General features: G+C 63.2%; 3 protein-coding genes. All 3 read left to right on the top strand.

The annotated features are described in order from the left end of the window. On the top strand, positions 1–12,207 hold a 12,207-nt coding region (locus DBV08_RS30455), incomplete at its 5' end, for an amino acid adenylation domain-containing protein (RefSeq protein ID WP_148090799.1). An 86-nt stretch (positions 12,208–12,293) separates the two neighbouring features. Then, entirely contained in the window at positions 12,294–13,316 is a 1,023-nt protein-coding gene (locus DBV08_RS30450) for an alpha/beta hydrolase family protein (protein WP_124569842.1), read from the top strand. A gap of 102 nt (positions 13,317–13,418) precedes the next feature. After that, positions 13,419–14,240 carry a GNAT family N-acetyltransferase gene (locus DBV08_RS30445; RefSeq protein WP_095973297.1) on the top strand — a complete coding sequence of 274 codons (822 nt, stop codon included), beginning with the start codon at positions 13,419–13,421 and terminating at the stop codon, positions 14,238–14,240. The last annotated feature ends 7 nt before the right edge of the window (positions 14,241–14,247 follow it).

Raw genomic sequence — 14,247 nt, 5'->3', positions numbered from 1 at the left:
CGTAAAGCCCTCCCGGACACTACTTTTACAGCCGCGGGCTATCGGATGCCGAGCACGCGAGCCGAAGTTCTGGTCGCCCGAGCCGTCGCCGAGGTACTCGGTCTCGACCAGGTGGGCGCGGATGACAATTTCTTCGAACTCGGTGGAGACTCGCTCAGCGCCACTCGCGTCGCAGCGCGCATCAGATCCGAGTCGATCACGAACGTGGGGGTGAAGGCCCTGTTCGACACTCCTGTGGTCGCTGATCTGGCGGCATCTATCGATCCACTGGAAGCTGCGCTGCGAGGTTCGGGGCTGGAAGGTTCGAGGATTTCGGAAATCGCGGGTAAGCCGCGGCCAGAACACATTCCACTATCGCTCTCACAGACGCGTATGTGGTTCGTCAACCAGTTCGACACGTCGTCTCCGCTCTACAACATCCCCGTCGCACTACAATTGGACGGGTTCCTGGATTCGGGTGCGCTCGAAGCCGCACTGGGTGATGTGGTGGAACGGCACGAATCCCTTCGAACGCTCTTCCCGACGTCCGCGAACGGGCCCTACCAGGTGATCGCCGAACCAGCGCTCGCTGCTCCTCGAATCCACCCCGTGCCGATTCCCGGCGAGCAGCTTTTTACGGACTTGCACGCGTTCTTCGACATCGGATTCGATGTGTCCGAAGAGTTCCCGCTGCACGTGAGGCTACTCCGAATCGGCCCGGAGCAGCATGCTCTTGCGATCGTTGTTCACCACATCGCCGCGGACGGTTTCTCGATGGCACCATTGGCACGTGACCTGATGCGCGCCTATACATCCCGTGCTCAGGAGCAGATTCCGGACTGGGCGCCACTGCTCGTCCAGTATCCCGACTACAGCCTGTGGCAGCGAGAGATCCTCGACGCAGAAGTTGGTACGGAAACGTCGTCCTCGGAGGAATTCGATTATTGGACAGCAAAGCTGTCGGGTATTCCGGAAGTCTCGCCGCTCCCTCTCGATCGACCGCGGACGCCGAAACGGTCTGCCGAGGGTGCGGTGGTTTCGATGGACTTCTCGCCCGAGATCCATCGAGCTTTGAACGAACTTGCACACCAGAATGGTTCGTCCCTGTTCATGGTGATGCATGCGGCTCTCGCGGTACTGCTGGCACGGCTCACGACGGCGGACGACGTAGTGATCGGGACCCCGGTCGCAGGTCGCGGTGCATCGGTGTTCGACGATGTGGTCGGGATGTTCGTCAACACGCTCGTGCTTCGCACTCCTGTCACTTCCGGAGCAACCTTTGGCGAGGTGTTGGCCGCGGTGCGGTCAACCGATCTCGGTGCACTGGACCATGCAGACATTCCCTTCGAGAGGTTGGTGGATTACCTCTCGCCCGACCGTTCCACCGCACATTCACCTCTCTTTCAAGTACTCCTCGAATTCCAGACCGATACGGGACTGCGCTTCGAATTGCCGGAACTGACGGTTCGCTCGCTCGATGTCGATCTCGCGGTTGCAAAATTCGATCTGCAACTGAGTGTGATGGAGCACGTCGACGAGCACGGTGATCCCACCGGTATCAGCGCCGGTTTCCGTTATGCAACAGATATTTTCGATCGGATGTCGGTGGCGCGCATCGCGGCGCGCTTCGAGAGAGTGATCGGCGCCGTGATCGAGAACCCGTCGGCGGTCGTCGGCGATATCGACATACTTCTGGCCGGCGAACTCAGCGGGGTGCTGGGTGCGCCCTCGGCCTCGGGCTCGGCCTCGGTCTCGGCCTCGGTCTCGGGCGTCGGAACACACGAGGATTCTTTGTCGGATCTCTTCGATCGCACGGTGCGGACGTCCGGGGATGAGGTGGCGTTGCGCTGCGGCGGATTGTCCGTCACCTACCGCGAACTCGACGAGCGAGCAAACCGCCTCGCTCGACTATTGGTGGCGCAGGGGGTGATGCCGGAAACCCTGGTGGCAGTCGCGATGGCCCGCTCGATCGACCTGATGGTGGCATTGCTGGCGGTGGTGAAGGCCGGCGGCGGATACATACCGGTGGACTTGACCTCTCCGGTCGACCGGGTGGACTTCGTGCTGCGTGACTCCGCGCCGAAGTGCGTGCTGACCACTCGGGCCGACGGCGACGACATACGAGACAGTGACGCAGTCGCAGACAACGAGATTCCAGTGATTGCCGTGGACGACCAGGCGATTCGCGTTGCGCTGCACAGGTTTTCTCCGCTTCCGGTGACCGACCGAGATCGGCTGCGACCGCTCCGACCCGAATCGGTGGCCTACGTGATCTACACCTCGGGGTCTACCGGGCGCCCGAAGGGTGTGCAGGTTTCTCACCGCAACGTGGTGACGTTGCTGGCAAACGCCAGAGAGCTCTTCGGCTTCGACAGCGGCGATGTGTGGACGATGTTCCATTCAGAGGCATTCGACTTCTCGGTCTGGGAAATGTGGGGTGCTCTCGCACACGGTGGCCGACTGGTACTGGTCGACTACTTCACGGCCCGTTCACCAGAGGCATTCCTCGAATTGCTACGGCACGAACGTGTCACGGTGCTCAATCAAACTCCCACTGCCTTCTATCAATTGGCGGAAGCCGAACGGCTTACCGGGGGTGGAGCTCTGTCATTGCGCTACGTGATCTTCGGCGGAGAAGCCCTCGACTTCGGACAGGTGACGCGCTGGTACGCCCGCCGCGGGACTTCGTCACCAGATCTGGTCAACATGTACGGCATCACCGAGACCACCGTGCACGTCAGTCACCTACCGCTCGATCGTGAGCTGGCGCGTGAAGGATCTGCTTCGGTGATCGGGCAGGCGTTGCCCGGGTTGCGTGTGTACGTGCTGGATCAGCGGCTGCATCCAGTGCCGCCAGGTGTGGTGGGTGAACTGTATGTCTCCGGCGATCAGGTTTCACGCGGATACCTCGGCCGGTTCGGTCTGACTTCCGCGCGGTTCATTCCCGACCTCACGGTCAGTGGGGCGCGTATGTATCGGTCCGGTGACCTGGGGCGCTGGAACGACAGCGGGCAGCTGGAGTACCTCGGACGAAACGATCTGCAGGTGCAGGTGAAGGGGTACCGAATCGAACTCGGCGAGGTGGAGGCTGCGCTGCTCTCCGGAGTGGGCGTGTCTCAGTCGGCGGTGGTGGCCCGCAGAGACCGGTTGGTGGGCTACGTGGTACCGGAGCCCGGTGCGACCATCTCTCCGGCGGCGTTGCTCGAGTATCTCTCTCAGAGGTTGGCGCCGCACATGGTCCCCGCTGTCGTGACGGTTCTCGAGGTTTTGCCGCTGACGGTGAACGGGAAGCTCGACCGGAAAGCGTTGCCTGAACCTGATTTCGGGCGACAGGCAACCGTGAGCCGTGGCCCCGCCTCCGAGACGGAAAACATCCTTGCGGGCCTGTTCGCCGAAGTTCTGGGACTCGACGAGGTGGGGGTCGACGATTCGTTCTTCACTCTCGGCGGTGACTCGATCATGTCCATCCAGTTGGTGACGCGCGCCAAGTCTGCCGGAGTTCTGATCACACCGCGGGAGGTGTTCGAACTCAAAACCGTGACAGCGCTGGCCGAGACGGCTGGAATGGCCGGCAACCGCGTTGTGCTCGACGAGTTGCCAGGCGGCGGCGTCGGTGAGATCGAGTTGACGCCGATCATGAAGTGGATGATTGATCGTGGTGGAGATTCTCGCCGGTACTCACAATCTGTTCTGCTCACGATTCCTGCCGCGGTCGACGAGGGCACGCTGACGCGGGCCATCCAAGTCGTGGTGGACCATCACGACGTACTCCGGTCGAGCCTGCGGGCGTCGTCGCCCCCAGACTCCGTTCGGCGGATGGACGTTGCGCCTCCAGGTGCAGTGCGGGCCCAGATACTCGTGCATCGCATGCGTGTCGACAGCGCTGTGGCGCAGACGGTTTCGACGGCACTGAAGGCCGCTCTGGATCGGCTCGACCCGGAGACCGGGGTGATGGTGCAGGCAGTCTTGCTGGATACCGATGCACACGACGAGAAACGGTTGCTTCTCGTCGCTCACCATCTCGTGATGGATGGGATCTCCTGGCGAATCCTGATCCCCGATCTGGCACTTGCTTGTGCGCAGCTGCAGTCAGGCGTCGACCCTTCACTGGCTCCGGTCGGGACGTCGATGCGTCGATGGGCACGTGGCCTTGTCGACGCCGCGCGCGAGCCGGATCGGGTGGCTGAACTCGACTATTGGCGAGAGGTGCTCGAGGGTCCCGATCCGAATCTGGGTGTGCGCGCTCTGACGAAGAGGGACACCGCCTCGGCCACCACTGACATCGAAGTACGAGTTCCCACGGCATTGACCGAGGTCGTGTCGACGACAGTGCCGCAGGCGATTCACGGGAGCGTCGAGGACGGTTTGTTGACGGCTTTGGCTCTTGCGATGGTCCGCTGGCGCAGGGACCGCGGGGTCGACAATCCGGAGACGTTGATCAGTCTCGAGGGTCACGGACGCGAGGAGCAGGTGGTTCCCGGGGCAGATCTTGCTCGCACGGTGGGATGGTTCACATCGATCTTCCCGGTGCGGATCGATTTGAGCGGAGTGGATCCGATCGACGCCTTCGCCGGAGGCCCGGCCGCGGGCGTCGCTGCCAAGGCCGTCAAGGAACAACTCCGGGCGGTGCCGGACCGCGGCGTCGGCTTCGGGTTGCTGCGCTATCTGAACCGCGAAACGGCACACACTCTTTCGCAACTTCCCGTGCCGCAGATCAGTTTCAACTACCTCGGACGCGTCGGTGGATCCGACTCCGACGCTTCAGCGGGATGGGTACCGATCCGTGACGAGGACCTGCGGACGGTTGCGGCCGTCGATCTTCCGCTCGCCGGCGTTCTCGAGGTCAACGTGATGACCGTCGACAACAGCGACACCGACAACAGTGACACCGAGGACGGCCCGCAGCTCGTTGCCAGCTGGACGTTCCCACCGGACATTCTGGGTGCGGACGACGTTCGGCAACTGGCGCAGTGGTGGCTCGACGCACTGGCCGGGCTCGGAGAGTACGCGGCGGACGGCGGCGGATTCACACCCTCGGACTTCGACCTGGTCGATCTTCGACAGGACGCGGTCGACGATCTCGAAAGTCGGTGCCCCGACCTGAGCGACGTCTGGTCGCTCTCTCCATTGCAGGCGGGGTTGTTGTTCCATGCCGAACTTGCCGAACGATCGGTCGACGCATACCTCGTACAAGTGGCTCTCGATCTTGCCGGCGCAGTCGATTCGGAGCGCCTGCGTCGCGCCGCCGACGCGCTGCTCCGCAGGCATGAGAACCTGCGTACCGCCTTCCTTCACGGAGCGGACGGCCGTGCCGTCCAGGTGGTCCGAAGCAACGTGGCAGCGCCGTGGCAGGAAATCGACCTCACGGGTGCAACAGATCAGGATCGTGATCGAGCGCTGGCCGAGGACCGAGCGCGCCCGTTCGACATGGCGCGGGCGCCGTTGATCAGATTCACCCTGATCGCTCTCACCTCCGAAAAGTTCACGCTGGTGCTCACCAACCATCACATCCTTCTGGACGGCTGGTCCATGCCACTGCTGATCCGGGAATTGGCGACGCTCTATGCCGCTGACGGTGAAGTGTCGGCCTTGCCTCACGCGCGCGCGTATCGCGATTATCTGACCTGGATGAGCCGCCGCGATCTGCAAGCCTCGAGAGCTGTATGGGCGAGAACGCTGCGCGGAGTCGAAGGACCGACGCTGCTGGCTCCGGCGGTTCGATCGCGTCGACTCTCCACGATGGCGGCCGAGTGGGTGTTCGATCTGAACGAGGAATTCACGGCCTCACTTCGCGGGATGGCGCGTGAACTCGGACTGACGATCAACACAATTGTTCAGGCATCGTGGGGGATCGTCCTCGCCGCACTGACCGGGAGAGACGATGTGGTGTTCGGTGCGACGGTGTCGGGTCGACCTCCCGAGCTGACCGGGATCGAAACCATGGTCGGGCTGTTCATCAACACAATTCCGGTCCGAATCACGCTGCGCCCGAGAGAAAGTATCGGCACCTTCCTCGCGCGGATCCAGGCCGAGCAAGCAGAGCTGTCGGATCACCACTATCTCGGGCTTTCCGAGATCCAAGGAGCCACCGGGCCGGAGACCGGCTTCGACACGTTGACTGTCTTCGAATCGTATCCCGTTGACCGTCAGGGTCTTTCGTCCGATACCGATATTGCGGGGATCCGAATCTCCGATGTCCAAGCCAAGGACGCTGCCCACTACCCGCTCAGCCTGGTGGCATCGGTCGACACCAGGCTCCGCCTGAAATTCGAGTACCTACCCGAGGTGTTCGGTGCCGCCGACATCGAAGAGATCGCCGGACGACTGCGGCGTGTACTAGAAGCGTGTGTCCAGCCGGATCGCCCTGTGGCAGTGGTGTCGGTGCTCGCCCCGTCCGAACGTGCCGAGTTGGTACCAGCCCGTGGCACGGTTGGTGGGTCGTCGCGTGTTTTCCCGGAGATCTTCGACGTGGCAGCCCAGCGTGATCCGAACGCGTCGGCCGTGGAATCGACGGACGGCAGCATGACCTACGGCGAGCTGGACATCCTCTCCAATCGCATTGCTCGCGTGCTTGTCTCGCAAGGTCTGGGAACAGAGGACTACGTCGCAGTCGGTGTCCCACGTTCTCTCACGTCTGTGGTAGCGATACTCGCCGTCGCCAAGACAGGCGCTGCATTCGTGCCGATCGATCCCGACTATCCAGACGAGCGGATAAACCACATGCTGATCGATTCGAAGGTCGTCTTCGGATTGACCACCGCCGCTGACCGAGATCGACTGCCCGATATCGCGGAGTGGCTGATTCTCGACGATCCGCACTTCACGAAGAAGTGCGAGGGATTCTCGGGGAGCCCACTGACCGACAACGACCGACTCCGTCCGATCGGGTTGGATTCAGCCGCCTACGTCGTCTACACCTCGGGGTCGACCGGCGTACCCAAGGGTGTCGTGGTCACGCAGCGAGGGCTCGACAACTTCGCCCGAGACCAGGTCGAACGCTACGGCGCAACTCCACAATCACGCACGCTGCACTTCTCCACTCCGAGTTTCGACGGGTCGCTCTTCGAATATCTGCAGGCGTTCGGCGCCGGGGCGACGATGGTTATCGCTCCACCCGGGATCTACGGGGGTGAGGACCTGGCGCAACTGCTGGCCGAGCACGCCGTCACGCACGCGTTCATCACCACGGCGGCACTGGCATCGGTGGATCCGGCTGGGCTGGAACAACTTGCGGACGTCGTATTCGGGGGCGAGGCGTGCCCGCCCGACCTCGTCGCACGCTGGGCACCTGGCCGCCGCCTGTACAACGCGTACGGACCGACCGAAGCAACCATCATGTCCAACGTCAGCCCGCCGATGGCCGCCGGGGAACCGATCACGATCGGTGGACCCGTCAGGGGCGTCAGCGAACTGGTGCTCGACGCTCGACTTCAAGCGGTTCCCGTCGGGGTCCCCGGCGAGCTGTACCTGGCCGGATCTGGCGTGGCACGGGGATACCACCGAAGGTCGGGGTTGACGGCAGAACGCTTTGTCGCCAACCCGGCTGACCCGGGAACGCGGATGTACCGCACCGGCGACATCGTGCGATGGACGCCGGACATGTGTGTCGAGTACGTCGGGCGAAGCGACTTCCAGGTCAAGGTCCGAGGCTTCCGTGTCGAACTCGGTGAGATCGACAGTGTGCTGACGGCGGAGCCCAACGTCGGATTTGCCGTTACGGTTGCCGATTCCGGCCGTACCGGAGACACCCGACTCGTGTCGTACGTCGTGCCTACGGCAGGTCAACTGGACACCGGGGTCTTGATTCGCGCCGTGGCCCGGCGCTTGCCTGCGCACATGGTGCCTGCCGTTCTCACGGTGCTCGAGAACATTCCGTTGACCGCTGTCGGAAAAGTCGACCGTTCGGCGTTGCCCAGCCCCGAGATCGGCACAACCACAGGGGATTTCCGGCCCCCGGTCGGACCGGTCGAACAGGCGGTGTCGGACGTGTTCGCAGAGGTGCTCGGCCTGGAACGAGTCGGTACCGACATCAGTTTCTTCGAGCTCGGGGGAAATTCTCTCAGCGCCACTTCGGTCGCGGCGAGGCTGCGGGCGGTGCTCGGAGCCACCGTCGGGGTGCGGGACCTGTTCGAGACGCCGACGGTGGCCGAGTTGGCCACGGTGATCGACCAGTCGGTTGCCGAACGGTCGGAGCGACTGGAACCGCGCCCCCGACCCGACGACATCCCCTTGTCGTTTGCCCAGCAGCGAATGTGGTTCGTCAATCAACTCGACACCAGTTCTCCCGCGTACAACATTCCGCTCGTGGTGCGGCTGAGCGGTGAACTCGACAAGCCGGCGTTGAGATCAGCGGTGTCCGATGTCATCGCCCGCCACGAATCGCTGCGAACGATGTTCCCGGTCCGCGGCGACGGACCGGTCCAGCACATCGTGCCCACCGAGAGCGCCGCGCTGCCGCAACTGGCCGAGACATCGGTGACCGACGAACATCATCTCCGTGACGAGCTTGCCCGAATGGTCTCGGCCGGTTTCGACGTCGCCGCACGAATTCCCCTGCGGGCATCGTTGTTCACCATGAATGAGCGCGAACACGTACTTGCCGTAGTGGTGCACCACATTTCGGCTGACGGCTTCTCGATGTCTCCGCTGACCCGAGACGTGATGATTGCATACGAGGCCCACGCGCACGGCGGGGAACCCCAGTGGACGCCGCTTCCAGTCCAGTACGCCGACTTTGCGCTCTGGCAACGGGAGATTCTGGGCTCAGCCGACGACCCGGGGTCGGTGATCACCGAGCAGTTGGCTTACTGGCGACGCGCACTGTCAGGCGCTCCCGACCTCTTGGAACTTCCGCTCGATCGAGACCGGCCGACACAACAGAGTTTTCACGGCTCGCGGATTCACTTCTCGATCAGCAGTGATCTTCACCGCCGGATTCGGGACGTGTCGAGGCAGCATGAGTCCACTGCATTCATGACTGTGCATGCAGCGCTCGCGCTCTTGCTGGCACGTTTGGGCAGCACCGACGACATCGTGATCGGAACGCCGATCGCCGGCCGAGGAGATCGTGCCCTCGATGATCTGGTCGGCATGTTCGTCGGCACGCTCGCACTGCGCACACGGGTGGATCCGGCTCGATCGTTCCGGGAGTTGGTTGCGCATTGCCGCGAAGTCGACCTTGCCGCGTTCGCTCATTCCGACGTTCCCTTCGAGCGGGTAGTGGAGGCGGTCGGGCCGAAACGGTCGAGCGCTTATCCGCCGATTTCCTCGGTGTCCCTCGAATTCCAGAACAACGATCGGCCGATTCTGAACCTGGCGGGACTGGAAGTCCGCGGGATCGACCCCGAACTCGAGGTAGTGAAGGTAGACCTGGAATTCCTGCTCGCCGAAGAGTACGACGATCGCGGTGCACCGGGAGGAATGAGCGGAGCCGTCGACTTCGCCACTGATCTCTTCGACCCCGGCACGGTCAGCGGGTTTGCCGACATGTTCGTTCGTGTACTCGAGTCCGTGACCCGGAATCCGGAGGTACCGATCGGTGACATCGATCTACTCGGCGATCGTGAACGTCGCGCGTTGACGCCGGCGCGTGGGCTCCCCGAAGTACCTCCGAAACTGTGGCCTGAGTTGTTGGCGGACGCGGTGGCGATCGATCCGGACTCGGTGGCCCTGTCGCTGGAGAATCGGCATCTCAGCTATCGCGACCTGGACGAGTGGTCGAATCGTGTTGCCCGGGAGTTGTGCGGTCGGGGTGTGGGCCCGGAGACCTTCGTGGCGCTGGGAATGCCTCGCTCGATCGAATCGGTGGTGGCGATCTGGTCGGTGACCAAAGCCGGAGCGGCTTTTGTGCCTGTCGATCCGGCCTATCCGCGCGAGCGCGTCGAATACATGCTCGCCGATTGCAGAGCCTCGCTCGGTTTGACTGTGCAGTCCAGCCGAACTCACCTACCCGACGTTGTTCCCTGGCTGGAACTCGACGACTCACACTTCGCCCGACGGGTAGCCGCGCGGTCGCCGAAACCGATCACCGATGACGATCGAACCGGTGAACTGAACCTCGATCATCCGGCCTACCTGATCTACACCTCGGGCTCCACCGGGAAACCCAAGGGAGTGAACATTACTCATCGAGGTTTGGCGAGCTTCACGGCAGAAACTCGTGAGAGGTTCGAGGTCACACACGACTCTCATGTTTCACAGTTGGCCTCGCCGAGTTTCGACGCTTCCATCTTCGAGTTGACGATGGCATTCAGTGCGTCGGCGCGAGTGGTGATCGTTCCGCCTGCTGTGTTCGGTGGCGCCGAATTGGCCGATGTCTTCCGGCAGGAGCAGGTCACACATGCCACCATTACACCGACCGCGCTGGCGGCGTTGGGTGCCAACGGTTTCGAGGCGCTCCGTGTTCTCGATCTGGTGGGCGAGGCCTGCCCGCCGGAGGTCGTCGCGCAATGGGCACCGGGTCGGAGGCTGCACAACGGCTACGGCCCGACTGAAACCACCGTGCAGGCAAGTGTCAGCGATTCGATGAAACCCGGTGCGGGAGTGAACATCGGCTCGCCGGCAGTGGGCTTCGGCTTCTTGGTGCTGGACGGGCGTTTGCAGCCCGTCCCGGTCGGTGTGCCGGGGGAGCTGTACATCACGGGCCCAGGTATGGCACGTGGGTACCATAATCGGGCGTCGCTCACGTCGGAACGATTTGTCGCTTGCGTGTACGGGTCGCCGGGGCGCCGAATGTACCGCACCGGGGATGTCGTGCGTTGGCATGAGTCCGGCGGTGCCAGCGCCGAAAGCGACAGTGCCGAAATCGTCGGGTCCGGCGAGGGCGCACATCACACACTCGAATACATCGGGCGAAGCGACTTCCAGGTCAAGGTCCGCGGATTCCGGATCGAACTCGGCGAAATCGATGCAGTTCTCATGCAGCATCCGGCCGTGGGCTTCGCTGCCACCATCGGCCACGTCGGACCGTCGGGTGACACGGTCCTGGTGTCGTACGTGCGCGTGTCAGCTGCCGACGCCACGGACAGCGACGAGATACGGGCGTATGCAGCCGACCGACTACCCACCCACATGGTTCCGTCGGCAGTGGTGCTTCTCGAGCGGATTCCGATGACACCGGTGGGCAAGCTCGACCGAAAGGCTCTACCGGAACCCGAATTCGGTTCGGCTGCCGCCGAGTTCCACGAGCCGGTCACTGATACCGAGCGCGCCGTGGTCGACTCGTTCGTCGAGGTTCTGGGTCTCGACCGGGTGAGCACTACCGACAGCTTCTTCGACTTGGGTGGGTCCTCCCTGGTAGCCACCCGAATCGTCAGCGCACTGCACTCCCGTTTCCAACGCAGAATTCCGCTTCAGTGGATGTTCCTCGACCCGACGCCCGCTGGAATCGCTCGACGCCTCGACTTGACGACCGTGGACGCCGGCATGGAAGAGCTTCTCGCCGTGGTTGTTCCGCTGCGGACGAAAGGAAGTGGGCGACCGCTGTTCTGTGTGCACCCTGGTATCGGCCTGTCCTGGGGGTATGCGGGATTGGTGCGGTATCTGCCCGAGGACAGACCGGTGTACGGCCTTCAGCTACCCGCACTCAGCGACGACGGTGACTATCAGTCGATCGAACAGTTGGCGCATCGTTACGTGGAAGAGATGGAGGCCGTTTCGCCAGACGGGCCGTACGACTTACTCGGATGGTCCCTCGGTGGAGTCATCGCGCACGCCATGGCCGTCGAACTGCAATCGTCCGACCGCGAAGTCGCCACACTGGCCATGATGGACAGCTACCCCGACAACGGGGATGCGCCTGCGTCAGCCGAACTCGACGTCCGAGACCTACTTCGAGGACTCGGCCTCGAAGTCGAGACCGACCGAGATCTGACCTTCGACGAGGCGGCGGCCGTGGTGGCCCGGACGCTCGGGCCCGAAACGGGAGTCGACGGTCGGGACCTCGAGCGGATTGCCCGCGGGTATGAGACTTCGCAGAGAATCACCCGCCAGTTCGTTCCGCAGATCTACCAGGGAGACCTGCTGATCTTCCCGGCTGACGGAAAAGACGACACGATTGCGCGCGAAAGGTCGCCACAGGAATGGCGTCCGCTCGTGACGGGACGGATCGTGGAGGTGCCGGTGCGTTGCGGACACAACGAGATGATCGAGGCCCCGGCCATGGCGGTCATCGGACCGGAGATGGCCCGGCTTCTCACGATGTTTTCCGGATACTCCGAACGGGCATGACACCTTCAAGCCACCGAGCCGCACGCCCGCGAAGCGAGCGCCACCGAGCTGTTGCCGGGCACCGCAATCGAGCACGAGGAGCGGCAATGAGAAGGATCGGACGTACTCGGGCGATACTGGTCGTCGCCCTCGTCGCTTGGACGGGATTGTTCGGCGAAGCCGCGCTCGCCTCGGCTGATCAGGCTCGAATGTTGCCTTCAGACGGTTCAGCTCTCGATCACGTCGAGGAAATCAACGCCCGTCAGCTGACTATGTACGTCTACTCGGCCGCAATGGACAAAGTGATTCCGCTCGAGGTGATTCGGCCGGCAGACACAAGTGCGCCCCGACCGACCCTCTATCTCCTCAACGGCGCCGGCGGCGGCGAGGACACGGCGACGTGGCAGACACGGACAGACGTCGTCGACTTCTTCGGCGACAAGAACGTCAACGTCGTCAACCCCATCGGCGGTGCCTACAGTTATTACACCGACTGGGAGAAGCCCGATCCTGTTCTCGGACTGAACAAGTGGACCACATTTCTCACCCAGGAGTTGCCGCCGATCGTCGACGCCACGCTCGGTACCACGGGTGTGAACGCGGTCGCCGGCTTGTCGATGGCGGGAACCTCCGTTCTGAGCCTGGCCGAGGCTGCGCCGACGGTTTACCGCGCGGTCGGCGCTTTCAGCGGGTGCGCCGAGACGAGTACTCAACCCGGTCAGGACTACGTGAGATTCGTGGTCGGATTCCGCGGCGGCAACGTCGACAACATGTGGGGTCCGGTTGGTGGCCCGGGGTGGGTAGCCAACGACCCTGTGGTCAATGCCGAGAGATTGCGGGGCGTCGACCTCTACATCAGCAACGGATCGGGCTTGCCCGGTCTACACGAGAATCTGGGCGGACCGATGGTCAACGGCGACCTCGGGGTTCTGGCCAATCAGGTGATCGTCGGCGGAGTGATCGAGGCGGGGACGAACCAATGCACCCAGCGTTTGGCCGAGCGGCTCGACTCCCTGGGCATCCCCGCCACGTATGACTTCCGGGCAACGGGTACTCACTCGTGGGGTTATTGGCAGGACGATCTTCACAACTCGTGGTCGATGATTGCCGAGTCGATCGGCGCGCGTTAGCCGGCGAACCCGAGGATCGGCGGCTGAGTTGTTTCTCACTCCGGGGCGCTCTTGCCGAACCTAGCCGCCCGAACTGCAGGTCAGCGGCGTTATAGTCGCGGTATGAGTTCAGAAACACTCGCGCCCCTCGACACCGATGTACTTGCGCGCCGGTTCGCGTGCCTGGGTGATCCGACGCGGCTGCGAGTGCTCCGACTTGCTGCTGGCGGTCCGATCGACGTCGACACGATTGCACACGCCGCATCACTCGAGCCGTCGACGCTGAGTGCGCACCTCGAGGCCTTGATCGAGGTCGGTTTCGTCGAGGCTTCGGTGCGCGAAGGCACCTCGGTTGTCAGTGTTGCCGGAACGGCATACTCCGATCTGATGGCAGCGGCCGCCGTCGTGGCTGCGCGTGGTCCGGTCGAAGACACACTGGGAGTTCTTCCCGACGACGTGGTGCTGCGCCGCATGGAATCCGACGACTGGGATGCCGTGCGCTCGATCTACCGCGAAGGAATCGACACCGGAACCGCGACGTTCACCACCTCGGTGCCATCCGCCGAGAAGCTCGACGCGCAATGGTTACCTGATCATCGATGGGTCGCGGAGATCGACGGCCGCGTCGAAGGCTGGGCGAGCCTGAGCCCGGTGTCCTCGCGAGACTGCTACCGCGGGGTCGCCGAGAACTCCATCTACATCGGTAGCGGCGCTCGCGGGCGCGGCGTGGGCAAGCTGCTGCTTCGCCGACAGGTGCAAGCTGCCGACGCCAGCGAGATCTGGACGGTGCAGTCGTCGATCTTCCCGGAGAACCGGGCAAGCGTCGCCTTGCATCAGGCCGTCGGATTCCGAGTCGTCGGCACTCGGTCGCGTATCGCTCAACTCGGTGGCAGGTGGCGTGACACGTTGTTCCTCGAACGTCGCAGCGAAGACGCTGAACTTTGAGAAGAGA

It is taken from the genome of Rhodococcus sp. KBW08 (assembly GCF_003852455.1).
Taxonomy (GTDB): domain Bacteria; phylum Actinomycetota; class Actinomycetes; order Mycobacteriales; family Mycobacteriaceae; genus Rhodococcus_F; species Rhodococcus_F baikonurensis.
This window is presented reverse-complemented; position numbering and strand designations above follow the sequence as displayed.